Source organism: Deefgea piscis (assembly GCF_013284055.1).
GTDB classification, from domain to species: Bacteria; Pseudomonadota; Gammaproteobacteria; order Burkholderiales; family Chitinibacteraceae; genus Deefgea; species Deefgea piscis.
The window spans coordinates 2,643,529-2,667,893 of sequence record NZ_CP054143.1; the positions used below are offsets into that span (position 1 = coordinate 2,643,529).

At 47.9% G+C, this 24,365-nt stretch carries 26 protein-coding genes; 12 read left to right on the top strand and 14 right to left on the bottom strand.

The features are described from left to right. Positions 1-76 precede the first annotated feature (76 nt). A complete protein-coding gene (rnr, locus tag HQN60_RS12340) occupies positions 77-2,521 on the top strand; it encodes a ribonuclease R (protein ID WP_254456626.1) in 2,445 nt (814 codons plus the stop codon). A gap of 109 nt (positions 2,522-2,630) precedes the next feature. Here rnr and HQN60_RS12345 read toward each other — a convergent pair whose 3' ends face one another. After that, positions 2,631-2,984 (bottom strand): hypothetical protein, encoded by a 354-nt coding sequence (locus HQN60_RS12345; protein WP_173533929.1) that lies wholly within the window; start codon positions 2,982-2,984, stop codon positions 2,631-2,633. A 122-nt stretch (positions 2,985-3,106) separates the two neighbouring features. On the opposite strand from HQN60_RS12345, the gene HQN60_RS12350 reads away from it, so the two are divergent. From HQN60_RS12350 to HQN60_RS12360, 3 genes are read left to right on the top strand one after another with little or no spacing between them, the layout of a single operon-like run. Next, positions 3,107-3,466 (top strand): hypothetical protein, encoded by a 360-nt coding sequence (locus HQN60_RS12350; RefSeq protein ID WP_173533930.1) that lies wholly within the window; start codon positions 3,107-3,109, stop codon positions 3,464-3,466. Positions 3,467-3,492: 26 nt separating this feature from the next. Further along, on the top strand, positions 3,493-4,191 hold the full coding sequence (locus HQN60_RS12355; protein WP_173533931.1) for an SIMPL domain-containing protein: 699 nt from the start codon (positions 3,493-3,495) through the stop codon (positions 4,189-4,191). Beyond that, positions 4,191-4,604: a protein YgfX gene (locus tag HQN60_RS12360; RefSeq protein ID WP_173533932.1), complete on the top strand. Its 414-nt coding sequence runs from the start codon at positions 4,191-4,193 to the stop codon at positions 4,602-4,604. Before HQN60_RS12355 ends, HQN60_RS12360 begins: the two co-directional genes overlap by 1 nt. Here HQN60_RS12360 and HQN60_RS12365 read toward each other — a convergent pair. The 5 genes from HQN60_RS12365 to HQN60_RS12385 all read right to left on the bottom strand — a co-directional run bounded on the left by HQN60_RS12365 (position 4,599) and on the right by HQN60_RS12385 (position 9,139). Further along, complete coding sequence (locus HQN60_RS12365) at positions 4,599-5,087, bottom strand: GNAT family N-acetyltransferase (RefSeq protein WP_173533933.1); 489 nt, start codon at positions 5,085-5,087, stop codon at positions 4,599-4,601. The genes HQN60_RS12360 and HQN60_RS12365 overlap by 6 nt on opposite strands. Before the next feature lie 96 nt (positions 5,088-5,183). Beyond that, positions 5,184-6,968 carry a DEAD/DEAH box helicase gene (locus HQN60_RS12370; RefSeq protein ID WP_173533934.1) on the bottom strand — a complete coding sequence of 595 codons (1,785 nt, stop codon included), beginning with the start codon at positions 6,966-6,968 and terminating at the stop codon, positions 5,184-5,186. A 230-nt stretch (positions 6,969-7,198) separates the two neighbouring features. Continuing rightward, a complete protein-coding gene (locus HQN60_RS12375) occupies positions 7,199-8,050 on the bottom strand; it encodes a mechanosensitive ion channel family protein (protein WP_173533935.1) in 852 nt (283 codons plus the stop codon). A gap of 118 nt (positions 8,051-8,168) precedes the next feature. Further along, a complete protein-coding gene (locus HQN60_RS12380; RefSeq protein WP_173533936.1) occupies positions 8,169-8,516 on the bottom strand; it encodes a VanZ family protein in 348 nt (115 codons plus the stop codon). Further along, positions 8,513-9,139 (bottom strand): Smr/MutS family protein, encoded by a 627-nt coding sequence (locus HQN60_RS12385; RefSeq protein WP_173533937.1) that lies wholly within the window; start codon positions 9,137-9,139, stop codon positions 8,513-8,515. Before HQN60_RS12385 ends, HQN60_RS12380 begins: the two co-directional genes overlap by 4 nt. A gap of 55 nt (positions 9,140-9,194) precedes the next feature. Between HQN60_RS12385 and HQN60_RS12390 the strand changes: the two genes are divergently transcribed. After that, positions 9,195-9,587 (top strand): RNA-binding S4 domain-containing protein, encoded by a 393-nt coding sequence (locus HQN60_RS12390; protein WP_173533938.1) that lies wholly within the window; start codon positions 9,195-9,197, stop codon positions 9,585-9,587. Here the strand turns inward: HQN60_RS12390 and HQN60_RS12395 are convergent, their stop codons facing one another. The 7 genes from HQN60_RS12395 to HQN60_RS12425 form a co-directional block, all read right to left on the bottom strand. Further along, positions 9,588-10,175, bottom strand: coding sequence for a PqiC family protein (locus HQN60_RS12395; protein ID WP_173533939.1), 588 nt, complete (start codon positions 10,173-10,175; stop codon positions 9,588-9,590). Continuing rightward, positions 10,172-11,821: a PqiB family protein gene (locus tag HQN60_RS12400; RefSeq protein ID WP_173533940.1), complete on the bottom strand. Its 1,650-nt coding sequence runs from the start codon at positions 11,819-11,821 to the stop codon at positions 10,172-10,174. Before HQN60_RS12400 ends, HQN60_RS12395 begins: the two co-directional genes overlap by 4 nt. Further along, positions 11,814-12,449, bottom strand: coding sequence for a paraquat-inducible protein A (locus HQN60_RS12405; RefSeq protein ID WP_173533941.1), 636 nt, complete (start codon positions 12,447-12,449; stop codon positions 11,814-11,816). The genes HQN60_RS12400 and HQN60_RS12405 overlap by 8 nt, the downstream gene beginning before the upstream one ends. Next, positions 12,449-13,096 carry a paraquat-inducible protein A gene (locus HQN60_RS12410; RefSeq protein ID WP_173533942.1) on the bottom strand — a complete coding sequence of 216 codons (648 nt, stop codon included), beginning with the start codon at positions 13,094-13,096 and terminating at the stop codon, positions 12,449-12,451. Before HQN60_RS12410 ends, HQN60_RS12405 begins: the two co-directional genes overlap by 1 nt. A 184-nt stretch (positions 13,097-13,280) precedes the next feature. Continuing rightward, a complete protein-coding gene (locus tag HQN60_RS12415; RefSeq protein WP_173533943.1) occupies positions 13,281-14,030 on the bottom strand; it encodes a basic amino acid ABC transporter substrate-binding protein in 750 nt (249 codons plus the stop codon). A 77-nt stretch (positions 14,031-14,107) separates the two neighbouring features. Continuing rightward, on the bottom strand, positions 14,108-14,557 hold the full coding sequence (locus HQN60_RS12420) for a SufE family protein (protein WP_173533944.1): 450 nt from the start codon (positions 14,555-14,557) through the stop codon (positions 14,108-14,110). Further along, on the bottom strand, positions 14,554-15,765 hold the full coding sequence (locus HQN60_RS12425) for a cysteine desulfurase (protein WP_173533945.1): 1,212 nt from the start codon (positions 15,763-15,765) through the stop codon (positions 14,554-14,556). The genes HQN60_RS12420 and HQN60_RS12425 overlap by 4 nt, the downstream gene beginning before the upstream one ends. A 54-nt stretch (positions 15,766-15,819) precedes the next feature. Here HQN60_RS12425 and nudB point away from each other — a divergent pair, with 54 nt between their 5' ends. From nudB to HQN60_RS12440, 3 genes are all read left to right on the top strand, one after another. Further along, positions 15,820-16,263 (top strand): dihydroneopterin triphosphate diphosphatase, encoded by a 444-nt coding sequence (nudB, locus tag HQN60_RS12430; protein ID WP_173533946.1) that lies wholly within the window; start codon positions 15,820-15,822, stop codon positions 16,261-16,263. A gap of 315 nt (positions 16,264-16,578) precedes the next feature. Then, complete coding sequence (locus HQN60_RS12435; RefSeq protein ID WP_173533947.1) at positions 16,579-17,649, top strand: SPFH domain-containing protein; 1,071 nt, start codon at positions 16,579-16,581, stop codon at positions 17,647-17,649. Positions 17,650-17,683: 34 nt separating this feature from the next. Further along, complete coding sequence (locus HQN60_RS12440) at positions 17,684-18,085, top strand: GFA family protein (RefSeq protein ID WP_217390136.1); 402 nt, start codon at positions 17,684-17,686, stop codon at positions 18,083-18,085. Between the two features lie 85 nt (positions 18,086-18,170). Here HQN60_RS12440 and HQN60_RS12445 read toward each other — a convergent pair whose 3' ends face one another. Continuing rightward, positions 18,171-18,983, bottom strand: coding sequence for a mechanosensitive ion channel family protein (locus tag HQN60_RS12445; protein ID WP_173533949.1), 813 nt, complete (start codon positions 18,981-18,983; stop codon positions 18,171-18,173). Between the two features lie 816 nt (positions 18,984-19,799). On the opposite strand from HQN60_RS12445, the gene HQN60_RS12450 reads away from it, so the two are divergent. Genes HQN60_RS12450 through torD form a run of 4 tightly spaced genes read left to right on the top strand, consistent with a single transcriptional unit; the run spans position 19,800 to position 24,322 of the window. Continuing rightward, positions 19,800-19,961, top strand: a complete 162-nt coding sequence (locus tag HQN60_RS12450) for a nitrate/trimethylamine N-oxide reductase NapE/TorE (protein ID WP_173533950.1) — start codon at positions 19,800-19,802, stop codon at positions 19,959-19,961. 48 nt (positions 19,962-20,009) lie between these two features. Continuing rightward, entirely contained in the window at positions 20,010-21,191 is a 1,182-nt protein-coding gene (gene torC, locus HQN60_RS12455) for a pentaheme c-type cytochrome TorC (protein ID WP_173533951.1), read from the top strand. Positions 21,192-21,203: 12 nt separating this feature from the next. Then, positions 21,204-23,693, top strand: coding sequence for a trimethylamine-N-oxide reductase TorA (torA, locus tag HQN60_RS12460; RefSeq protein ID WP_173533952.1), 2,490 nt, complete (start codon positions 21,204-21,206; stop codon positions 23,691-23,693). Next, positions 23,690-24,322, top strand: coding sequence for a molecular chaperone TorD (gene torD / locus HQN60_RS12465; RefSeq protein WP_173533953.1), 633 nt, complete (start codon positions 23,690-23,692; stop codon positions 24,320-24,322). Before torA ends, torD begins: the two co-directional genes overlap by 4 nt. Positions 24,323-24,365 lie beyond the last annotated feature (43 nt).

The following is a 24,365-nucleotide window of genomic DNA, read 5'->3' on the forward strand; positions in this document are numbered from 1 at the left end:
GCGCTACAATAACGCGGCGCCACTTACAGAAGGGCGCAATAATATTCAAACCTAGAAATGGTGTCAATAAAAAACTATGAAAAAAACGGTTCCGATGGATAAATTTCAAAATGAGAAATCCCCAGCGAAGAAACCTGTGCGAGCCAAAAAACTAAAAGGTTTGCGAGCACAAGATCCTTATTTGGCACGTGAACGCGAGCGCTATGAAAATCCTTTGCCTTCTCGCGAATTTATTTTGCAAGTGTTAGAGCAGCATGGTGCGCCGATGTCGGCGTTTGATTTAGCTAAGCAATTAGATATTTTATTGGTTGAAGAGGTCGCATTTGAGCGACGTCTACAGGCAATGGGCCGTGAAGGCCAGTTACTGATTAATCGGGCCGGCGCTTTATGTCTGCCAGAAAAAGTTGATTTAATTCCCGGGAAAGTACAGGGCCATCCGGATGGTTTTGGCTTTTTGATTCCGGATGACGGCAGCGATGATTTATTTCTTGGCCCTAAAGAAATGGACAAAGTGCTGCACGGCGATCGCGTACTGGCGCGCAAGATTGGCGTTGATCGGCGTGGTCGTCCTGAAGGGGCGATTGCTGAAGTGCTCGAGCACGTTAATTTGCGTTTGGTCGGCCGCTTGCATTGCGAGCGTGGTGTGTTCTTTGTGACGGCGGAAGACAAGCGAATTAGTCGTGATATTCAAATCGAACCATCAGGGTGTGGTACTGCGCAAGTGGGGCAGGTCGTGATGATTGAGATGCTGACTCAGCCATCGCGTTATACCCAGCCTGTGGCACGCGTGACCGAAGTGCTTGGTAATTATGATGACCCGGGTATGGAAATTGAAATTGCCCTGCGTAAACATAATTTGCCGCATGTGTTTTCGGCGGAAGCAGAAGCGTTAGCGCGCAAAATGCCCAAAAAAGTGCGCAAACTGGATTGGAAGCCAGAAAACGGGGTTGAGCGGGTTGATTTGCGCGATATGCCGTTGGTGACCATCGACGGTGAAACGGCCAAAGACTTTGACGATGCGGTGTATGCCGAGAAAAGCGGCAAAGGCTGGCGTTTGGTGGTGGCCATTGCTGACGTGAGTCATTACGTTCGTCCGGATGATGCTTTGGATTTGACCGCGATTGAGCGCGGCAATTCGATTTACTTTCCGCGCCGCGTGATTCCGATGTTGCCCGAGCAAATTTCAAACGGTCTTTGTTCGCTCAATCCCGATGTCGAGCGCCTGTGTATGGTGTGCGATATGAAAGTGAGCGCCAAGGGGGCGATTAAAGGCTATCAATTTTACCCCGCGGTGATGCTCTCTAAGGCGCGGTTTACCTATACCAAGGTATGGGATATCTTGCAAAACCCCGCAGGTGAAGTCGCGCAGCAATATACCCAGCAAGTGCCGCATTTGCAAACACTGTACGCGCTGTTTCAAGCGTTTGCCAAAGCCCGTGCTGAGCGCGGCGCGATTGACTTTGAAACGACAGAAACTGAAATGCGTTTTGATGATAAAGGCAAAATCAGCGAAATCGTGCCTGTGCTGCGTAATGATGCGCATAAATTGATCGAAGAGTGCATGTTGGCTGCCAATGTCTGCGCTGCCGATATTTTGCTGAAAAAAGAGCATCCCGCTTTATACCGTGTGCACGAAGGTCCAACACCAGAGAAGCTTAAAAATCTGCGTGAATATTTAAAAACAGTGGGCTTGAGCTTGGGGGGTGACGAAGATCCAACCGCCAGCGACTACGCCAAATTACTCAATTCATTCAAAGACCGTTTGGATGCGCCGCTTTTGCAAACGATGCTGTTACGTAGTTTGTCTCAGGCGGTGTATAGCCCAGATAACGAAGGTCATTTTGGATTAAGTTATGAGGCTTACGCGCATTTTACTTCGCCAATTCGCCGTTATCCGGATTTGTTGGTGCATCGCTCGATTAAGGCGATTTTGGCTGGCAAGAAATATAAGCCAGCAATGAAGTGGGAAGCTTTGGGGGTGCAGTGCTCTATGACTGAGCGCCGTGCTGATGAGGCGAGCCGAGACGTACAAAACTGGCTCAAATGCTACTTTATGCAAGATAAAGTGGGCGAAGAGTTTGAAGGCTCAGTATCGGCGGTAACCGGTTTTGGGATGTTTGTTTTGCTCGATAAGGTGTATGTCGAGGGCTTGGTGCATGTGTCTGAGCTAGGTACAGATTACTTTCATTATGATGAAAAGCGCCGCGAGTTAAAGGGTGAGCATAGCGGTAAGGTGTATCGCTTAACCGATCGCGTTAAGGTGCGTGTGGCTCGGGTTGATTTGGAAACCAGCAAAATTGATTTTGTGCTGGTGCTGGATGCTGCCGAGCGAGAGCGCCAATCTAAACCGACTGCGCCAAGATCGAGTCGTACGCGTGGTGGAGAAAAAACCCCAGCACGCACGGGTACGCGTTCTGTATTGCGCCAGCCGGCAGCGGTGAAGCCGGAAGGTCAGCCTAAGTCGGGGGCCGCGCCTGCAGCAACGAGTAAACCCTCGGCACGTCGTCGGCGTCGCCGCTAATTAAAATAGCCAGCCTTGTTGGGGCTGGCTATTTTGTTGGGCGTTATGCCGCACTTTGCTCGCTAGGGTGAGGCGGCTAAAGTTTATTTAGCTGCGGCGTGTTTGGTTTTTAGCTGTTTGTGAGTTTGTTGAGTAGTTGCTGTTGTTGGTAACTTAATGAATGCAATTGAAATTGGTGCCGAAAAACACTGATATGACCGACCAAGGCGCTGTTAATGAATTTGCCAGTTAAATCAAGTGTGTTTTTGGTGCTTTCCATTCCAAGGTATTCATGAACTTCGAGCATTAAACGTGCTTCGCTGCCGGCTTTAAATTCAGTGGCTGAGATTAAAGTTAATACATTGGCATTGGCTTCGGTGATTTTTCCTTCGAATGCTTGTGTGTGATGCTTAGGTATAATTGCAGCACGCCAACGAACGAATTTGCGTTTAGAATTAGATAGATTGATTGTATTTTGCGACATGAATTAAATGATTACCAAAATAAATAATGACACACGAACTGAGCTAGTTTAAAGCCTATTGGCCTAATTTGGCTTGTTATTATTTAAATTGAGATTAAAACTGACTTATTTTGGAGTAATGTATGTTTATTGTTGACCGTTCTGCTGCGATTATTCGCCCAAAGCTGGCATTTTTGAATTGGTTAAATCAATTGCCAGATAATGACGTTGTATTAACCTTGGATGAAATTAGAACGGATTGTACTGTGCTGATGGTGCCAGAAGCCGCCGAGCCAGAAGATGCCATTGCGTATATTGATGAAATTGCCGATAAAATTTTTGCGATGGAATTAGCATCTTGGGTTATTGACGAAACTTTGTGGCCAGAAAAGCGCAATTTAAAGTTGTTTTGGGAGTGGTTTGATGTAGAAATTCATTTGGGTGTGATGGATGCCGTTGCGGAAGAAATTCATAATACCCCCGCAGATCATAGCTATCATTAATTGCAATGACTTTTATATGAGGTTTTATGATGCATAAATTGGGTTTGATGTGTGCTTTGTTGGCGGGTTCGGTTTGGGCGGCAGAGGTGCCGCAACGGAATCTGGTTAATTTTGAGGCGGTAGCCAGTCGTGAAGTGAGTAATGATTTGGCGACGGCCACTTTATTTGTTGAGCTAAGTGATGCCAATCCTGCGCGACTAGCGGAAAAAGTGAATTTGGCTTTGTCGGGTGCGTTGAAAACATTAAAGCAATATCCTGCGGTGCAATCGGCGGGGACGACGTATGCGACTTACCCGATTTATGGCAATAAAAGTAATAAGCAAGAAGGTTGGCGCAGTCGAGGCGAGTTGCAATTAACGTCGAAAGATTTTTCGGCTTTATCGCAATTGATTGGTGATTTGCAAGCCTCGTCTGGATTGCAATTGGCTGGGGTGCGCTATAGCGTATCTGATGCTGCCAAAAGCAAGGTCGAGGAGTTGCTGATCGAAGAAGGTATTGCCGCATTTAAGCGCCGAGCGGCACTGATTCAGCGCAGTATGTCGGCCAAGGATTGGCAGCTGGTGAATATGAATATTAATACCGGCTATCGTCCTGAGCCTCGTGTCATGATGATGAAGAGTGCGCCGATGATGGATGCGGCGGTGTCTGCCGCGCCAGCGCCGATCGAAAGTGGCGAGAGCCATGTGCAGGTGAATGTGAATGGCAGTATTCAACTGGGTGATTGATGTTACCAATTGATTTGCAAATAAACCCCGTGTCATTTTGGCGGCGGGGTTTTTTATTATTGATTTTTCTGTTGGCGATTGCGGCATGTTTAGTGCTTCAGGCTGCTTGGGCGCTGCTTTTGGCTTTGTTTTTGTTTGGTATTTTTCCTTTTTACTGGACTCATACCGAAACGATTGCGGTGGTTCGTGCGTGCTCTGAGGGGGAATTTCGGCTATTTGATCATCAAGGTGGCGAAATTTCTGCGCGTTTATTGCCAAGTAGTGTGGTCACGCAGGCCTTGATTGTTTTGCATTTTGAAGATGAAGACCAGCATAAGATTAATTTGGTCTTATGGCCAGATAGTGCCCCCAGCGAATCGTTGCGACAATGGCGGGTTTGGCTGCGCTGGGTGTGGTCAGAGCGGTCGTTATAGTTGGCGCAGCATGCAGATGGCGTCTTCGCCATAGGCGGCTGGTAATGGTGTGGGTAGCGGTTTGAATTGGTGTTTTCGCCAAAAATGATCTGCGCCCAATACCGCAACCAGCATCACTTGTGAAAAATTAGCGTGGATTGCCCATGTTATGGCGTGCTGTATCAGTTGCTCGGCTAATTTGTTGCCACGAGCGCCGGGTGAAATAGCGAGGTCGTGAATATAAAATCGATCAGTGGTTTCAGGCAGATGGTTTAGCGGGCTGTTCAGTGCCGGCAGTTTTTCGCCGAACCAAGGGTGGCAGAATAAATAGCCGCTGATTTGCTCATTGAGGGTAATCACCCATGAGGAATGAGGAGCAAGCTGCTGCTTTTGTTGTAGTGTCTGCGCAGTTTCAATGAATTCTGTGGGGTAGCAGTCCGATTGCAATGCGAGGATGGCATTAAAGTCATCGGGATGCATGAGTCGAATTTTTCGGCTAATCATGGGGTATTGTTTTGTAAGTTTTGGTGTGGTTCGTTTCTAGCGAGATACCTAAATAAAAAGGCAGCCTAGGCTGCCTTTTTATTTTAAGCGAAAGCTTTATTCGAAGCGACCGCCGCCACGATTACCGCTTGGCTTGCCTTGGTAGCCGCCGCCAGTGCTGCGACGTTGACCGTCACCGCCACGACCTGCGTAACCGCCGCCGGTATTGCTGCCGCCTTCACGATTACCTTGGTAACCGCCTGTGCGTGGTGCAGCTGCGCCATCACGGTTGCCTTGGTAGCCGCCGGTGCGTGGTGCTGCGCCGTCGCGGTTGCCTTGATAGCCACCTGAACGAGGTGCTGCGCCATCGCGGTTACCTTGGTAGCCGCCGGTACGTGGTGCGCCATCACGGTCACGGCTTTGGCCGGTACCGAATGAACGTTGTTCACGTGGTTGGCCTTGATAGCCGCCATCACGTGGTGACGAATCGCTTGGGCGGTGGTGACCTTGGTAACCAGCTTCGCCACGTGGGTGAGTGCCTTCACTACGGCCGCCGTTATAGCCTTCGCTACGACCAGCATCACGATCACGATTGCCTTGGTAGCCGCCGCCTTCACGGTTACCTTGATAGCCACGACCGCCGCCGTTACCACCGGCTGGACGACCACGACCACCACTTGGACGACCACGATCATGACCGCCGCCAGAACCAGCGCGACCAGGTTGGAAGCGCGCTTCCAAGCCTTCAATCACTTGTGTGCTGAAGTCAAGATTGTATTGGCGACGAATACGCGTCAATAAAGTGAAATCATTTTTTGTTACTAATGATACCGCTTCACCAGTGCGACCGGCGCGGCCAGTACGACCGATACGGTGAATGTAATCTTCGCAGAAGCGTGGCAAGTCAAAGTTCAATACTAATGTAATACCGGCAACGTCAATACCACGTGCGGCAACGTCAGTGGCAACCAATACATCGATATCGCCTTTGCGCAAACGATCTAAGGTGCGACGACGATCACGTTGTGCTAAGTCACCGTGCATTGCTGCTGCGCGGAAGCCTTCCATTTTCAACCATTCTGATAATTCATCAGCGCTGATTTTGGTTGCAGTGAAGACGATGGCTTGTTGGCCTTCGTTTTTCTTGAGCAAAGCCGCCGTTAATTTTTGTTTGTGTTCGTAACCATCAGCGTAATGTACTGATTGTTCGATTTGCGCTTGCATTGTTGCTTGAGCGGCCATTTCAACCAATTTCGGTGCTTTTAACATTGGCACGGCGAAGCGTTGAACTGATTCGGTCAAGGTTGCAGAGAACAGGGCGGTTTGACGCTCTTTTGGCAAGGCATCAACAATGGCTTCAACTTCGTCGATAAAGCCCATGTCCAGCATACGATCGGCTTCGTCAAGAACGAGCATTTCCAAGCGTTTGAAGTCAATACGGCCGCTGCGCATCAAGTCAGTTAAACGACCTGGTGTCGCTACCAAAACTTCGTAAGGTTGCGATAGTAATTTGTTTTGTACTGGGTAAGGCACGCCACCCACAACAGTCACGACTTTGCAGCGTGGAATGTTGCGGCACAAATCAGTCGCTACTTTTGATACTTGCTCAGCGAGTTCGCGAGTCGGTGTCAAAACAAGGATGCGTGGGCCACGGGCAGTGTGTTTTGCTTCTTTAGTCAGGCGGTGCAGCGCAGGCAACAAGAAGGCGGCTGTTTTACCAGTACCGGTTTGTGCTGAAGCCATAACGTCGTTACCAGCAAGTAATTCTGGAATCGATGCCGCTTGAATTGGTGTTGGGGTATTAAAGCCTTGTGCGGCTAAAATGTCAGTCAGTTGTGAGGCAAGGCCTAGTGTTACAAAAGCATTAGGCGTAGTTGTTTCAGGCGCAGTAGTATGCGGCATTGAGTTGTCCTTGTAAGGTATCGGGCTGGAAAATCCAGCGCAGCATCGACGCCAACCAGGAACAACCGCTTTATCAAAAGCACGCGGGAATAAGGTTAGAGGCGATGACGGGGCTAACGAGTATCGTGCGCTAAAAATAGAGGCACGGATGAAGGAGGCGAATTATGCCGACTTGTTGCCAATTATGCAACATATTTGTTGTGATTGTTTGAATAGTCACACAATAACTGCTAGGCGATGGGATGAATGGGGACTTTTCTTAGGAAGTCTCGCAATACGCGCTGCTCAATTTGTGCGCGCAAACCCAATGGTGCGGGAAGTTGTAGCTGAAGTCCAATGAATTCGATTTCATCGAGAATCAGGCGCACGCGTGGCTCTTGAAGTGGCGTATCAATGACGTAGTCACTTGAAATCTCTTTGGCGTGTTGCGCTAATTCATCCATGTATTCCGAAATAATCTCACGGCCACACTTTAAAAGCACGGTTTCGGCCAGTTCCCAGTCGGCATCTCGGGCGACATTGATATGAATCGTTTGAATGGCAAAATTACCCATCATGGTTTCATTGTAGACGGGGTTACCAAACAGCATTGAATTGGGGATTTTAATGCCACGGCCCACTGTGCCTTTATGCTGCTCGGCACGGCTCGATTCGACGAGCGTGGTGGAAATTAAATTGATGTCGAGTACTTGCCCTTTAATGCCCGCGATTTCAATGCGATCACCCACTTCATACACATGGCTGCTAGTGCGGTAAATTGAGCCGAGCATGCACAAAATCACTTCTTTTGTGGCCAGCACAAATGCGGCGGCAACGGCAATTAAAGAAACGGCAAAGGCTTGGATCTCATTGCCCCAGATTAAAATAATGCCGAGAACAAAAAAGCCTAGTGCGATGTTACGTAAGCTAACCAGCCAGCGCCGCTTGATTTCTACCGATAGATCGTTGCGATGCAAAATGGTCGAGCGAATTGCCGCGCGCATTGAAACGATGGCGATCAGTAAAAACAGCGTGAACAGCGCATCGCGCAAGGTTGAACGATCAAGTAAAAATGGCAGTGAGTGCTCAATAAATTGATTCATGGGTATATCTATGGCCCCCTTAGTGCAAATAATCTTGATAGCTATACCATACGATATTCTTTAAGCGTCGAGCAATGCATTGTTACCAAACACCATCGCTGAATCGCTTTGCTTGCGTTTAAGTGGCCTGTGTACGGCGTAAATACAGATAAGCTAAGGTGGTACCGATTGCGGCGCCAATGGCATTGGCCAACATGTCGTATAGATCAAAGCTGCGCCACGTTGTGCAAGCTTGAGCAAATTCAACGGCAACGCCCATTAAACTGGCCAGCAGCCAAGCTCGTCGTGGTTGTTGCCAAATCAGTTGGCCTAAACCAGCAAGTATGGCGTAGCCGATAAAATGCTCAATTTTATCGCCATGATTGCCGCTCGGTGGCCCAAGCGGAATTAACGAACCGATCCAAATACACGCCATCCATAGATAAAAGGCAAGGCGTAAATAGGGTTTATTGGCAAAGTGCTTCATGGCTGACCTGATTTAATTAGGATTAAGACCGCGCCAGCGCTGCCTTGAAATGGATTAGCTTGGGCAAAAGCCAATACTTCGGGCATTTGTGCCAGCCAGTTTTTTAGTTTGAGTTTCAGCACCGGAATGCCATCGGTAGAGCTTAAGCCTTTGCCGTGGATAATACGAGCGCAACGCAATTGCCGCTGCTGGCAGAGATGTAAAAACTGCGCCACTTGTCGGCGTGCGGAGTCGATGTTTTCTCCGTGTAAATCAAGCTCGGCTTCGACGCGCCATTCCCCACGCTTAAGTTTACGCAAGGTATCGAGTTTTTGACCGGGCTTCATATGCATAAGTTCTTCGCCCGCCTCCAGTTCGTCCCATGGCCAAAAATCGCTCATCGTGTCATTTAAAATAGGGCTGGCAACGTGTAAGCCTTTAGGCCAAGGGCTCGGTGTTGGACGTGTATGCTGTACTGTTGCTGGGCCAGATAATACTTGCACGCCTTTCATCGCGGCTAAAAATAGCGCGTGATCGCTCTCTTGGGCGGTTTTGGTCTTGGCTGCTGGTAGGTGGTGGGCTTTTTTTGCTTCACGTAGTTGCTTGCGTAAACGCTTTAATTGTTGCGTTATTTCTTTATCCATAGTGGCACTTCGAATCATCGTAGAATGTCATTTTGTATTTCAACTGTGTTTAATCATGCTAGAAAAAATTCGCTTAGATAAGTGGCTGTGGGCCGCACGATTTTTTAAAACCCGTTCATGCGCTGCGCGTGCGATTGACGCGGGGCATGTGCATTACCAAGGTCAACGTGCTAAATGTGCCATGCCACTTAAAGTCGGAGACCTTATTAAAGTGCAAGCAGCGCACGGCGTGTTTGAAGTGCATATCGTGCAATTGAGTCAGCAGCGCGGGTCGGCCGAAATTGCGCGAACTTTATATCAAGAAACCCCAGAAAGTATAGTCCGGCGTGAGCGTGAGCAGTATGCGCAGCAATTGCAGCCGCATTTTGATCATCCGGATATTAAAGGTCGCCCGAGTAAAAAATGGCGGCGTCAATTGCAGCAAGCCATTGATCGCCAAACATCATAGTTAATGCCCTGTGGCGGGAAGGGTTTGGATCACTTTTGCTGCCAGTGTGGCCAATGCTTGGTTATGCGCCACAATCAGTGCATCAATGCTGTCGTTACTTGCCACTTCATGGATGATCTCATGTTGGGTGCTGATGCTTTGGAAGTTGTGATCTAAATAAGTCCATTGCACTTCAAGTGTAATCCCTTGGCTGGGTATTGATTCAAAACGAAGTACTTGCATCGAAATGGTCAGTTCGGTGTTTTTGGCAGGAAGTTGCGGCCAAGTATTAATACTGGGATTTTGGCTTAGGCGCGTTAGATTGAGCGCCAGCACATTGAGGATTTGCTCTTTCAGCGGGGACGCCCAGAGGCGTTGCTCAAGTAAGGTGACTTGTTGCGGGTTTTTTTGGATGACAATTGGTGGTCGATCAACGCTGGCAGGAATGTGGATCGGGTTGATGTAAATGTTTCTTGCGGTTTGCCATTGCAAATTAGGCGTTGTAGTTGCGCTCAGCGTGTAAAAATATTCTTTCGGGCTGCTGCAGCCAATTAGCGAAAGTAATAATACCGCGATGAATGCCATGAGGCGCGATGGTGTTATTTTCATGGTTGATCTGCCTTACGACCTTGAATGAGTGCCTCTGGATGACGATTCAGATAGTCTGATAATGCACGTAATGATTGTGCGGCTTTACTGAGTTCTTGTAGCGTTTGATCTAGATTTTGCTGTACCGGCGACTCTGGCTGCAAGGTGGTTTGTACTTGCTTAAAAGCACCCTCAGCACTCTTTAGCGTGCCTTTCGCTTCAGGAAGCAATTCTTGATCAATTTTGTGGATCAATGCATTGCTGGATGTGAGCGTTTCTTGCAGTGTTTTGAGCGTTTGGTCAGCATTTTGGCCGATCGATTGCAGTGGAATTTGGTCCATTTTTTTAACAATCGATGCAATTCTGTCTTGGATCTCATTTAGGCTGCTGTTTACGCTCGGCATTTGTGGTGGATTGCCGGCCCAATTGATCCGCGCTTTTTTGGCATTGGGCACGTAATCTAGCGCGATATAAAGCTGCCCAGTGATCAGATTGCTGGTTCGCATTTGCGCGCGCATGCCGTTTTCGACTAAACGATTAATGATTTTTTTCTGATCGGCCAAGCTAAGTATTTGATTGTCGTCGGTTTGCAAATTACGGAAACGATCCGGGTAAATCGCAATCGTGATGGGTAGCTCAATATCGGATTTGTTTTTGGCCAAAACTAATTTAATCGATTGCACTTCACCTACTTGGATACCGCGAAAATCAACGGCGGCGCCGACAGCAAGGCCGCGGACCGAGTCTTTAAAGTGAATGACAAAAGGGAGTTTATAGCTGTCATTGCTTTTCATCGCGGCGGCTTTATTATCGGCCAATAAAAAGTGGCTGCCCGCTTTGGCAACTGCACCGGGGTCTTCGCCAAGTGGCGATTGGAATGCCAAGCCGCCGATGACAACCGATGCCAATGATTGCGTTTCAATGCTCAGTCCGTTGCTATTGAGTGCAACGTCAAAACCACTGGCGTGCCAAAAACGGCTGTTATCAGTGACAAATTGGTCATAAGGCGCGTGGACAAAAATCGATACGGAAATAAACTCGCCACTGGGGTCGAGCTTAAATGACGTTACTTCACCGACTTGTAAGCGACGAAAGAAAATCGGCGTGCCGTTGCTGATTGAGCCCATATTTTGGGCTTTGAGTGTAAATTCTCGGCCTGGTTGATTTGACGTAATGACCGGAGGGGTTTCTAAACCGGTGAAAAATCGTTTGCTGTCTGGTTTGCGTGTTGGGTCAAGTGCGATATATGAGCCAGAAAGCAATGTGCCTAAGCCGGAAACCGTTCCGCCAGAGATTAATGGTCGAACAACCCAAAATCGCGATTGTTCTCCGAGTAAATTATCGCTGCCATGCGTCATCTCAGCCGTCACTTTGACGCGCTGGTGATCCTTGCTGAGTGCGACGCTGCTGACTGTACCAATCACCACGTCTTTGTATTTAACCTTGGTTTTTCCTGACTCTAGGCCTTCAGCGCTATTAAATTCAATGGTGATGGTTGGGCCTTTTTGCATGATCGCTTGCACACCAATCCAGCCGGCAGCCAGAGCGGCAATAAAAGGGATCAGCCAAATTAAAGTGGGGCGTAACCGTTTGGGTTTAATTTTAGCTTGTGCAATGCTGCCGTCATTGATGTCATCGGCTACTGGTGTGGTGTGTGATTCAGTCATTTTCTTTGTCGTGTTCGTCCGATGGTAAATCCCAGATTAATCGAGGATCAAATGAAAGTGCCGCCAACATGGTGCAAATCACCACTAAGGCAAAAGCGATTGCACCAGGTCCTGCGGTGACGGAAGCGATTGGGCCAAAACGCACCAATCCGACCATCATTGCGGTGACAAAAATATCTAGCATTGACCAGCGACCAATGAACTCAACAATACGAAATAATCTTGCTCTTTCTAGGTTTCGCCATTGTTTTTTTTTGCTTGCCGTCCAAGCGAGCAAAGTTAAAATCAGCAATTTAAGCCCTGGAATGGTAATGCTGGCAGCAAACACCAAAATGGCCAGCGGCCAAGACCCCGAAGTCCAAAGATAAAATACGCCACTTAATATAGTGTCTTTTTCACTGCTAAGAATAGAGCTGGTATTCATAACCGGCAGTAAATTGGCCGGTATATATAAAATATACGCCGCAATAATAAACGCCCATGTTCGCTGTAGGCTATTGGGTTTGCGAAAATGAAGCCGGCTTTGGCAGCGTGGGCAAGATTGAACTTGGCTGATTTGTTTGGAGAGTAGGCCGCATTGCTGGCAGTTAAATAGGCGCAGCGCGCTGGCGGTGAATGGTTTGGCCATTATTGGGGAGCCGGTGTTAATAGCTGCCAAATTTTCTTTGGATTGAAGGTGGATAATGTCGCAGTTAATAGCAGCATTAATATAGCGATCGACCAGAGCGCCACATCGGGCTCAATGCGAGCCATCCCCATAAGTTTACTCAGTGAAATCAAGATGCCGAGCATAAATACTTCAATCATGCTCCAAGGGTGTAAGGCATTAAATATTTTCATCGGCACAATAATAAACTGAGGGCGTTTTCCCAGTGCGATGGGGATTAATAAATACAATAAGATAAGTAGCTGCAAAGCAGGGGTGATGATGGTGGTGATGATGATAATGACCGATAAATACCACATGTCTTGCTGATAAAGCGTCTCGGCAGCGCCAAAAATAGAGCATGAAATGCTTTCGCTACCAATTTGTAGCGTTAAAATCGGGAAGGCATTGGCCAGCAAAAGCATAAAAAAAGCGGCAATAGCTAAAGCTAAGGTGCGTGAAACACTGTGGTTGACTTGTTTGAACAATACGGCATTGCAACGCGGACAAAGTGCCGTGCTGTTGGTGGTTTCTGCCGGTTTAAGTTGCGGCGCTTGGATTAGCAAATCGCAGTCTGTGCAAGCAATGAGTGCTCGAGTATCGTAATTCAAGGGAGTATTTGTTTCCACCAAGATGATTTTTAGATACTAATAGAGCGATTGCCGTGTTGCAAGGTACTTTCTGGCGATTAAAATCCCATTTTTACCAATTCAGTCATGCATGCTAAATGGTAAATCGTGCAAAACAAAGCGATCAAATGAATAAAAAAACGGTGCAATTAATGCACCGTTTTTTAATAGAGACTCAGCGTAATTATTTGCCGAAGTATTTATTTTGAATTTTTTGATACGTGCCGTCGGCTTTAATACCTGCAAGACCGGCATTAATTTCGTTGAGTAATTTGCTATTGCCTTTACGTACCGCGATGCCATAGTGCTCGACTGCAAAGCTGGTGTCATCAATTAAACGGAATTTTTGTTTTGGATTGTTAACCAGGTAGTTGCGTACTACCGCGTTATCAGCAACCACTGCGCTCACGCCGCTATTGCTTAATTCTGATAGCGCTAAAGTGATGTTTTCGTAACGGCGAATATCTGGATTGGTTTTGCCGAACTGTTTTTGCACTACGGTATCACCGGTAGTGCCATTTTGTACGCCGACTTTTTTGCCTTTCAAATCGCTAAATTGTTTGATCGGGCTGTCTTCTTTCACCACAATCAGCTGTTTGGCATCAAAGTACGGTGCTGAAAAATCCATGCTTTTTTGACGTTCAGGGGTGATCGTCACTGCGGCAATTACAATGTCGCGTTCGCCATTATTTAAGCTCACAAACAAACCTTCCCAAGGGGTGTTGTTCATTTTAATTTTGAAGCCTTGCTTAGCGGCGATGGCTTTAATAATGTCGGCGTCAAAACCAACGATTTCGCGGTTTTTGTTCAGCGATTCAAACGGTGCGAAAGTTGCATCGGTTGCCACGGTATAGGTTTTTTCAGCAGCGGCCGGCATCGCAATGATGGCGGCAGATAGTCCGATACAGCTAATGATTGTTTTTAGTTTAAGCATATGTATTGTCTCCCTGAGTAGAATGTGTGCGACCAATTAGTCCACTAAAATAGCAGTTCGGTGCAAGAAAGGCGTCATTATGTCATTGAAATTGCGTGCTGTTTGATCTTTGTCACTATTGCCGCTAGGCCGTTGCCACGACTGGCCGACAAAAAACGATGCAATCCGAGTTGATTGAGCCAAGCATTAAAGTCAAATTGCTGAATTTCTTCGGCACTGCGGCCGTGGTAGGCCGCCAAAATCAAGGTGAGTAGTCCTTTGATGATTTTTGAGTCGCTATCGGCGGCGATATCGTACTTGCCGTTATTGGCTTGAATTAATAACCAGACTTGGCTTTCACAGCCCGCCACACGGAATTCATCTTGGCGATATTCTGCAGTAAATTCAGGCAGCGCTTTAGCCAGTTGAATCAGCAGGCGATTTTTGGCCTCCCAGCCGTGGGCTAGCGCGAGGCGCTGGCTGAGCTCGTCAAGCCCTATGGTATCGGCGTTGGCGCTCACGCCAAATGGATGCTGCGGTAAAATCATGATTCATCCAATAAGTCTAAAGTATTCTGCAAACTACTAAGAAAACGACTGACATCTTGCGCGGTGTTATAGGCGGCAAATGAGGCGCGCAAAGTGCCGCTTAAACCCAGCGAGTGCAGTAAAGGTTGTGCGCAGTGATGGCCAACCCGAACGGCAATGTGCTGATGGTCGAGAAATTGGGCGACATCATACGGATGCGCATCCATAAAAGTCATAGAAGTAATGGCGGCCTTATTGGCACTTTGGCCGTGAATTTTGACTGCTGGCAGCTGGGCTAGCCCCTCTTCAAGTTGCTGGCGCAATGCGATTTCATGCTCGGCGAGCGCGGTGCGGTCTTGTTGATTCAGCCAATTGAGCGCGGCGGCGAGGCCGACCGTTTGCGCAATCGGCGGCGTGCCGGCTTCAAAGCGATAGGGCGCTGCGGCATAAGTGCTGCGCTCAAATGACACTGTTGCAATCATTTCTCCGCCACCTTGCCAAGGGGGTATCTCATTTAAGAGCTTAGCATGCGCCCAGAGTACGCCAATACCCGTAGGGCCATAGATTTTGTGACCCGAAAACACATAAAAGTCAGCGCCGATTTCTTGCACATCGATCACGCTATGGGCGACGGCCTGTGCACCATCAACCAGCACTTTTGCGCCATATTGATGGGCTTGCTGGCAAATCCATTGCACCGGTTGAATGCTGCCGATGGCATTGGACACTTGGCTGATAGCGACTAATTTGGTTTTGTTCGATAGCAAGCTTAAAAAATGCGTTAAATCCAGCGCGCCTTGCGCATCAAGCTGGATGATTTTTAACGTCAGGCCACGGCGCTCGGCCAGCATTTGCCACGGCACAATATTAGCGTGATGCTCGAGCGTCGAGAGGATGATTTCGTCGCCCGCCGCCAGCGTATTGCCCCAAGTATTGGCGACTAAATTGATGCCTTCAGTCGTGCCACGCGTAAATACGATTTCATCGTCGCTCACGGCATTGATAAATTGCGCAACAGTATGCCGCGCGTTTTCAAAAGCTTCGGTGGCCGCAGTGGCTAAACGATGCGCGCCGCGATGCACATTGGCATTGTGGTGTTCGTAATAAAAACGCTCCGCATCGAGCACCGCGAGTGGTTTTTGCAGCGTCGCGGCATTATCTAAATAGATCAGTTCGGGATAATGACTAAAAATCGGGAACTGTTTTTTGAGGGTAAGTGCGTCAAACATGGTGTTTGCCTGAAGAACAGCTGGCAGCTTGGACTCGCAATTGTATAATGCGCCATGCCCTATAAACAGCCTATTTCTATATTACTTGTCATTCATACGCCGGATTTGCAGATTTTATTGCTCGAGCGTTGTGATTTTGCTGGCGCTTGGCAATCGGTAACCGGCAGCTGCGAAGCCAATGAATCCCTGATTGACACAGCCGTGCGTGAACTTTTTGAAGAGACTGGTTTGCAAGTCAGCCCCGATGCGGTGCGCGATTGGCACTACGCCAGTGAGTTTGAAATTTATGAGCGCTGGCGCCATCGTTACGCGCCCGGGGTTACGCACAATACCGAGCATGTATTTAGTGTTGCGGTGCCAAGCGGCAGCTCGGTAACGATTTCCCCACGGGAACACACGCAATATCGTTGGGTGGGCTTGGATGAGGCCATCGAGATGGTGTTTTCCCCGTCGAATGCCGATGCCTTACAGCAGTTACCAAGTCGGTTATTGATCTAGTCGGCTGGCTTTGACCGAGGCTTTTGGTTCTAGGTGAAGGCGTTCAATCGTCAGGTTCTACTTCATGTGCGGTGTGACCTTGGCTTAAGTGCGTCGTCGCTTAGCGAATAAGTTCAGCATTTAACGTTTTGTTTTTCAAATCTACAATGGTTTCTAATTGAGCAATGCTAAGCATAAGCCGGTCATTTGCTTGCTGATCGCTGACAAAACTGCGATATTGCATACGGCAGATGCACTGCGTTGTGGTGCGTCTTGTTGTTGGTGTTGATGGGGCGGGTTTTTTGTCGATTTGATTGTGACGAAGAGGAAGAGGGTATGGGGCTAGGATCGTTTATTCATAATCAGTTCATCGACATACTGCAGTGGAATGAAGATGAGGATGGCGTGTTGGCTTATCGCTTCCCGCAGGCTAATTGCGAAATTCAGTATGGCGCTAGTCTCACAGTGCGTGAGTCGCAAATGGCGGTGTTTTTAAATGAAGGCCAGTTTGCTGATGTATTTGGCCCCGGTCGATATACCTTAACTACGCGCACTTTACCAGTACTGACTGCGCTTAAAAACTGGGACAAATTGTTCGAGTCGCCGTTTAAGTCGGATGTGTACTTTATGAGTACGCGTTTGCAACTGGGGCGAAAATGGGGTACGCCGCAGCCGATTACGCTGCGAGACGCTGATTTTGGCATGATTCGCATGCGTGCTTTTGGCGTGTATGCGTATCAAATCGTCGATCCGGCGGTGTTTTTTAGCCAAATCAGTGGCACGCGTGACGTTTATACTCGCGATGATTTAGAGCTGCAGTTGCGTAATCATGTGGTGTCGACGATGACGCAGGTTTTAGCCAGTTCTGACGTGCCTTTTTTGGATATGGCGAGTAATCAAAGCTTAATGGCCGAGCGCATTGGCGCTGCACTGCGTTCGCAATTTGCGCAGTACGGACTGGTGCTTGATACCTTTACGCTAGAAAATATTTCCTTGCCCGATGAATTACAAAAAGCCCTCGACAACAAAATTTCAATGCAGATGATCGGCGATCTAGGCGCGTTTGGCCAGTATCAGGCAGCCCAGTCGATGGTGCTCGCCGCGCAAAATGACAGTGGACTAGCTGGGTTGGGCGTGGGTTTAGGCGCCGGTGTGGCGGCTGGCCAAGTGATGGCATCGGCGATGAATTCTGCGCTGGCGCCAACCACGCCGCCCAATCGGACGGCTGAACTGGCGGATGGTGCAAATCATGCCGGTGCGGCAATTTCATCCCCCCAAATGAGCGCGGCGCAATTGCAGTTGCAGCAATTAAAATCCTTGCTGGCGCAAGATTTGATTACCGTTGCCGATTACGATGCCGCGAAAGCGGCAGTGCTTAAAAAGTGGATTGCTGGTGATGAAGTTTGAGGTCGCTGTGGATGATTGATAAAGGTGAATGGATATGAGCTTACAAGGGTCTTGTGCGTGCAAAACAGTGCGTTATGCAGTGGATGAATTGGCGACGCCCATTTCGCACTGCCATTGTCAGACTTGCCGTAAAACGCATGCGGCGGCATTTAATTCAGCCGCAGGCGTGCGCCCTGAGCAATTTCGTTGGCTTAGTGGCGAGGCAAAGCTGAGTGAATATGCGTCCTCTGCGGATAAGGTGCGGTATTTTTGCTCGCAATGCGGCAGCCATCTATTGGCTAAAAAGGTTGGTAAACCAATGTGGGTGCTACGTGTGGCCACTTTAGATGACGACCCAAGTTTGCGTGCTAGCCAGCACATCTGGACGTCGCACGATGTGCCGTGGCTGAATTTTGTCGATTTGCCCGAATACGAGCAGTGGGCTGAGCCACGCTAAACTGCAGCGCAATAAAAAACCGGCATTGCCGGTTTTTTATTGCCTGTCACGCCGTCATGAGCCGAGCGCGCTGATTGGCCGCCGTTTATTTTTCAATATGCTGAATATGATGCACGGTGCGTTGTGGATAAGGAATCGAGATCTTGGCCGCATCAAAGGCTTTTTTGACTTTTTCGGTCGTATCAAAAAACACCGGCCAGTAATCTTCGCTATTGGTCCAAACACGAACGGTGAAATTCACTGAGCTTTCGCCAAGTGAAGCCACCACGACCAATGGGGCGGGGTCGGAGTGAATGCGGCAATCTTGATTGAGTACCGATAAAATCACTGCGCGGGTGTGATCGATATCATCGTCATAACCCACACCAAAAACAAAATCGACGCGACGGGTCGGCATAGCGGAGTAATTGGTGAGATTGCCATTGGCTAATGGCCCGTTGGGAATGACGATGAGTTTATTGTCGGGTGTGCGTAAAAGCGTAGTGAAAATTTGAATGCCTTCCACCGTGCCGGCTTGGCCTTGTGCCTCAATATAATCACCGGCTTTAAAGGGTTTAAACAATAAAATCAGTACACCACCGGCAAAATTACTCAAACTGCCTTGCAGTGCCAAGCCAATGGCTAAACCTGCCGCACCTAAAATCGCAATAAATGACGTGGTTTCAATGCCGATCATTGATGCCGCACTAATCAGTAGCAGTGCTTTTAATGCCACATTGGCCAAACTACCTAAGAAATGCTTGAGTGTGGTTTCGACATTGCTACGCGTCAGCATTTTTTCTAATAGCTGACTAGCAACGCCAATCAGTTTCCAGCCAATAAAAAGCGCAATCAGTGCAGATAATAATTTGGGCGCATAGCTAATTGCTTGGGCTTGTAAGATGTCAATCCAATTCATTCGGTGAGCTTTTATTTAAAGTCAATCAGGTATTTGAGTGTCGCAGAATTAAATCAATAATCGAAGCGGATAAATTACTCTGATCAATGGCAATAATGCACATCAATTGCAATTTTAATTGTAAGTTAACCGCGTGTATTCATCTTGAAATGAATTATTGCTTACACTGGCATCGGTATGGATTGCAATTTGCATTGCAGTTTTTTTAAACGTAGCTGATTTTAAGATCGGTAGGGTGTAGCGCATACACTGGGTGATGTAGGGTGATGTTGATTAAACGTAGCCGCGATTACGTCTATTTCTTTATTAAATGCTATCGGTAAGTATTGATGTAAATATTAACAATAATTGACGAGATGTATTTTCGAATTTTTCGCTAGATGTAGTGTGAGTGCTTGTTTTTGTTGGGTTATTGCGTAACACAATGTCTGGATTTTATTGTTGAGTTCTTTCAGAATATTGACGCTGAGTTTCCATTTGATTGAAGTCAATATTGTATTTTGCTTGGCGCGCTATTTTAAATAGATTGGCAGGATTTCATGCTGCTGTCTTGTTTTGTCTATGTAGTTCAAATTCATGACTGCTAATTTGTTTTCTGGGTCGACTTTAATGTAGTGGCCGTGTGGTTGCTTGGCTGGCGCTTTACCCGTTGTGGTATTTGTTAATAGCAGGTATGCATATATACCTATGTATTTGTGGGTAAAAGTTAACTGAAATAATGAATTGGATCGTAGATAATTATAAGTATATATATATGGGTTTGCTGTGTATCGCGGTGGGCATTGGTTTTAATTGAAGCATTGGATAGTGGTAATAATGACTGAAATAACAACAGAGAAAACACGAAAAAGCGAATGGAAAAAGCTTTTGTTATTGGCATTTGTAGGCTTGCCAATTGCGATGTTTGGTGCGATTGCCACGTATGGTTTGATTGTGCGCTTATTGCAGATTTTTTTAATCGGCTTGCCGGGCGCGTAAAGCGAGATTGTTATCTCGCTTTTTTGTTTTGATGAATTGGATTTGTTTATGAAAAAAATATGGATCTGGTTGCGAAATCTATTTTGCAAACCAGCGGCCAAGATTGGTCTTGGTGTTCTGGTAACGGTGGGTTTTATCGCCGGTATTTTAGCGTGGCAAGGCTTTAACGCAGGTATGGCTGCGACCAATACGGAAGAATTCTGTGTTAGCTGCCACACCATGCATCAAAACCAAGAAGAACTCAAAGAAACGGTGCACTGGAGCAATCGCTCTGGCGTGCGGGCGCAGTGCTCTGATTGCCATGTGCCGCATGATTTTACCGACAAAATGGCCCGCAAGATTCAAGCCAGTGTTGAGGTTTGGTCGCACCTAACCGGCAAAATCGATACACCAGAAAAATTTGAAGCCAATCGTGCTCGCTTAGCGCAAAACGAGTGGGATCGTTTTAAAGCCAATGGCTCAAAAGAATGCCGTACTTGCCATGATTACAACAGCATGGACTTTGAAAAAATGCGCGAAACGTCGCGTGAAGCCATGCGCGGTGCGGCCGAGCGTAATCAAAGTTGTGTCGATTGTCATCAAGGGATTGCGCACAAAAAACCAGCAAAAACCGACACCCGTAATCCAGCATTTGATGGCTTGATTCAAGCTGCAGGCAATGAGAGCGTTAAAGTCGGTGGCACTTACTTTAATGTCTATCCGCGTGAATTGTACTTGGATGAAGCCATGAGCAAGGTGGCGGGTAAGTTGGAAGTTGGTGCGCCAGTTAAAGTATTGCAAGAGAAAGGCGATGCGCAGCAAGTTGAAGTTTCGGCTTGGCGTAAGAGCAAAGGTTTTGGCCGAGTTTGGTATGGCCATTTTGCTAAAAACATTACCGTTGCCACGCTAGAAAAAACCGTTGCGCAAGACAAGCAATTGGTGAAAGTGCAAGAAAGTAAAGAAGATCCAAATACCGGTTTGATTTGGCAAAAATCGTCCGCCACGTTCTGGATCAAGAAGGGCGAAGTGGTGGCCAGCACCGATCCTATCTGGTTAGTGGCCAAAGACAGTTACAAAAATAGCTGCAGTGTTTGCCATAAGCAGCCGGACGAAGCGCATTTTGATGCAAATACCTGGCCGGGGTTATTTGGTGGGATGGTCGGCTTTACTAGCATGGATAAAGATACCCAAGGCTTAGTACTGAAGTACCTACAAAATAATTCGTCTGATTTTAAAAAACCTAGCCACTAATTGAATAAGCTCATGACTCAGAACTCACGCCGTGTATTTTTAAAGGGTTTGTCGCTAGCCTCAGTGGCTGCGTTAGTAAGCCCTAGTTTATTACTCTCTCGCGAAAGCGAGGCCAAAGCGGCTGCTGTCACTGGCAGTGGCACCGATTGGAAAATCACTGGTTCACACTGGGGCGCGATTCGTGCCCGAGTTGCCGGTGGCAAAGTGGTTGAAATCAAAGCCTTTGAATTTGATAAATACCCGACCGAAATGATCCAAGGCATTATTGGTTTGATCTACAGCCCATCGCGGATTCGTTATCCAATGGTGCGTTTAGATTGGCTTAAGAATGGTCATAAAAGTGATACCACCCAACGCGGTGACAATCGCTTTGTACGTGTGACTTGGGACCAAGCTTTAGATCTGTTTTATTCGGAATTAGAGCGGGTGCAAACCAGCTATGGCCCGTGGGCAATGCACACTGGTTTAGTGGGTTGGCGCCAGACAGGGCAATTTCATACCTGCGGCAATCACATGTTGCGGGCCATGAATATGCACGGGCATACCATTTCGACTGCCGGTGATTACTCAACAGGCGCAGGGCAGGTGATCTTGCCTTACGTATTGGGCTCGACTGAAGTGTATTCACAAGGCACTTCGTGGGAAATTATCCTTAAAGAAAGTAAAACCGTTATCTTTTGGGCCAGCGATCCGGTTAAAAACTTGCAAGTGGGTTGGAATTGCGAAACGCATGAATCGTTCGCCTACCTTGAGCAATTGAAAAACAAGATCGCCAAAAAAGAAATTCGCGTGATCAGCATTGATCCGGTGAAAAGCAAAACGCAAAACTATCTAGGCTGCGAAAAGCAATACGTCAATCCATTGACGGATGTGGCCTTGATGATGGGTTTGGCGCATACGCTGTATACCGAGAAACTGCATGACCAGCAATTCCTTGATACGTATACCCTCGGGTTTGAAAAATTCTTGCCTTATTTATTGGGTCAAGGCGCAGACAAAACCGCCAAAACCCCTGAATGGGCCGAGAAGATTTGCGGCGTAAAAGCGCAGCAAATCCGTGAATTGGCGCGCTTGATGGCCAGCGGTCGCACGCAGCTGATTTTTGGCTGGGCGGTGCAGCGTCAGCAGCATGGTGAGCAACCGTATTGGATGGGCGCGGTATTGGCGGCGATGTTGGGACAAATTGGTTTGCCAGGTGGCGGGATTAGTTATGCCCATCACTATAGCTCGATTGGCGTACCGTCTTCGGGCGCTGCGATGCCAGGTTCTTTCCCTTTGAATTTAGACCCGGGTAAAAAACCGAAATACACCAACACCGATTACAAAGGCTATAGCCCAATGATTCCGTGCGCTCGAGCCATCGACGCATTGCTAGAACCCGGTAAGGTGATTGATTACAACGGCCAAAAAGTTAAATTGCCACCGTATAAAATGGCGGTGTATAGCGGTTGCAATCAATGGCATCGTCAACAAGACCGTAACAAGATGAAAAAAGCCTTCCATCGCCTCGAAACGGTGGTGGCGGTGGATTACACCTGGACTGCAACCTGCCGTTTTGCCGACATCGTGTTACCAGCGTGTACGCAATTTGAGCGTAATGACATTGATGCGTATGGTTCATACAGCGGGCGAGGTGTGATTGCGATGCAAAAACTGGTTGATCCACTGTTTAGTTCTAAAACGGACTTTGAAATTTTCCGTGGCTTAACGCAGCGCTTTGGTCGCGATAAAGAATACAGCCGCAGTATGGATGAAATGCAATGGCTGGAATTCTTGTACGAAAACTGTCGTAAAGAAAACGGTAGTAAATTCCCAATGCCACCGTTTAAAGAATTCTGGGCTAAAGGATTTGTATTATTCCCAGCGGGTAAACCGTGGGTGCGCCATGCCGATTTCCGTGAAGACGCGGAACTCAATGCTTTGGGTACGCCATCGGGCTTTATTGAAATCTTTAGCCGCAAAATCGCCAGCTATAATTACGCCGATTGCCCGGGGCATCCGGTGTGGATGGAAAAAAGCGAGCGCTCGCACGGTGGTCCGAATTCAAAACGCTACCCATTGTGGATGCAGTCGGCTCACCCGGATAAACGCTTGCATTCGCAAATGTGTGACTCGGAACCAATGCGGGCCACGTATGCCATTCAAGGTCGCGAGCCATTATTTATGAGCCCTGAAGACGCGCGTCAGCGTGGCATTAAGCATGGTGATTTGGTTCGGGTGTTTAACGATCGTGGCCAAGCTTTGGTGGGTGCGCATGTTTCTAGTGATTACCCGAAAGGCGTGGTACGTTTGCAAGAAGGGGCATGGTATGGCCCAACTGGCTCAGAAATTGGTGCGCTTGATACCTATGGTGATCCCAATACCATGACGCCAGATATTGGCTCGTCCAGTTTGGCACAAGCGATTAGTGCTAATACCTGCGTGGTCGAAGTTGAAAAATACAAAGGTAAAGCCCCCGCAGTGACTGCGTTTGGTGGCCCAACTGAGGTAATGCCGAAATGAATGCAAGCACAGTAACATCGGAACAAGCAGAAGCGGCACCCGCCGATCAACGCGCGGCATTGTACGCTTGGTTTGCCACGCTCTTTGCGCGTGAGTTGAATGAGGCGCAGCTACAAACTTGGTTTTCCGGTGCTGCTGAGCCGCTATTTGATGTGTTGGCGCAAGCGGGATTTGCGGCTGAAGTGAAGCAGATGCAAGAGTCGATCAATGTTTTACGTGATCTGCCCGATGCTCAACTTGAATTAGCGGCCGATTACACCATGTGTTTTCTGTTGGACGTTAAAAGCAGTGCTTTGCCATATGCTTCTTGTTATGTCGGGGAGCATAAAACGCTGTTTGGTCCAGAAGAAAAAGCCATGCGTGAAAAGCTTGAGTTCTATGGCCTTGGCTTAGATAGTAATTATCCTGAAGCGGCCGATCATTTGGCGATTCAACTGGAGTTATTGTCATGGCTGGCCATGGCGGGCAAAGCGCAGGACGAGCAAGAGATGGTGGCGTCTTTGCTGCGCTGGGTGCCGATGTTTAGCGAGAAATGCCAAACGATCGCAACGCAAGTGGCGTTTTATCCGGCACTGAGCCGTTTGCTATGCGGCATATTGCAAGCGGAAGCGGGTACATCCTTGGAATAAGGTAAGGATGGTGGCAGTATTAAAAATAAAAGGGCCGATGGCC